The 1,443-nt window shown below is 40.4% G+C and carries 2 protein-coding genes; both read right to left on the bottom strand.

Annotated elements, in window-relative coordinates; genetic code table 11:
- Window positions 1–73: 73 nt before the first annotated feature.
- A complete protein-coding gene (locus J2X69_RS24725; protein WP_310109542.1) occupies window positions 74–940 on the bottom strand; it encodes an IS3 family transposase in 867 nt (288 codons plus the stop codon).
- A 44-nt stretch (window positions 941–984) separates the two neighbouring features.
- Entirely contained in the window at window positions 985–1,404 is a 420-nt protein-coding gene (locus J2X69_RS24720) for a hypothetical protein (RefSeq protein ID WP_310109540.1), read from the bottom strand.
- Between the last annotated feature and the right edge of the window lie 39 nt (window positions 1,405–1,443).

The following is a 1,443-nucleotide window of genomic DNA, read 5'->3' as shown; positions in this document are numbered from 1 at the left end:
TGACTCGTCCTAAAAATAGTTTACAGGTTATCGTTTAAATCCAGGTACTGATTGACTGTTTCTGCTAGTCCTTTTATTGGTTTACAAGTGTACGGTTTTTGGGATAATAGTTTTTCCACAATCGATCTGTTTTTTGATTGGTTTGGTGGATTTCCTCAGGAGTTTTGTTTCCAATACTCATATGTGGTCTTTCTTGGTTGTAGAGATTGACTACTTGGGAAAGCAACTCATTTGCTTCTTGAATGGAATTCACTTCATAGCAATCCAGGTATTCTCCTTTAACAATTCCGTTGATCCTTTCAGCCAATGCATTTTCTAACGGGTCACCGTTTTCGGTCATACTGATCGCTATACCGTTGTCCTGTAATAACTTGACATACTCTTTACAGCAATATTGGATTCCACGGTCAGAATGATGGATTAAACCTTTTACCGGCTGTTTTAACTGATCCAAAGCCATTTGAAGGGCATGGATTGATGATTCCGCTTCCAGCGATTCACCCAGATGATAACCTACGATCTTATGTGAGAACACATCGGTTACAAAACTGATGTAAAGAAACTTATTCTCAAACCTCCAATAAGTAATATCGCTAACCCATAACTGATTGATTCCCCCAGCAATAAACTCTCGGATCAGGTTTGGATATTTTCGAAGCCAATGACTTGAATAAGTCGTAGTTACCCGTCTGTTTCGACGGCGGATCAACAACTGATTTGCTGCCAACAGATCAAACAGCGCATCTCTGCCCATCTTGATCTGGTGATCGAACATGAAAGCTTCCAGCTTCACCAGGAGCTTACGGCATCCCATTTTTTTATGGGATTTTCTGATCCGTAACACCTCCTTGATCACAAGCTCCTGTTCAAAGCCGGTTTCTTCCTTCTGCCAATAATGCTGATAATAGGCCTGTCTGGTCATACCAAATAATAAACACAAACGACTCAGGGCCTGTCGCCGATGTCTTTCCTTTAAGGTGGATATTACTTGGTGTCGGACTTTTTTCTGATCGGAATTTTCAGTTCCTTTTCTGCAATTTCGATCATCAGATCATAGCCTTCGGCTTTCAGTTGGGCATCCTTAAGCTGACGCTCTAGCTCTTTGATGCGTTTTTGAAGGTCTCTTGGATCTTGCAGGGTGTCTTTGGTCGCCAAAACGGGTAGTTCTTCTCTGGTAAAACCTGAAGATAAATATCTTTTAATTGGATTTTCGATTTTATCAGAATAACCTAACATCCGCATCCATTGAAGTATTTTTCCATGTTCTTCCGCTTGTCCAGTATACTTCTTCCAAATCTCAACTTTAGAGTAATTCCCCGAAAGATACTCTTTGATCATTTCTTCACGCTCTGCCCAACTCAGAGATCCTATGCCCCTTGTTTTTTTTTCTTTTTGTCGTTTCATAGTAGTTTACTTTGTGTAAACTCAATTCAGGACGAGTCA

This window comes from Algoriphagus sp. 4150, from assembly GCF_031457395.1.
Lineage (GTDB): Bacteria > Bacteroidota > Bacteroidia > Cytophagales > Cyclobacteriaceae > Algoriphagus.
This window is presented reverse-complemented; position numbering and strand designations above follow the sequence as displayed.

Excerpts from the sequence above, each read along its gene's own strand:
- J2X69_RS24720 (WP_310109540.1), bottom strand. The coding sequence starts at position 1,404 with ATGAAACGACAAAAAGAAAAAAAAACAAGGGGCATAGGATCTCTGAGT.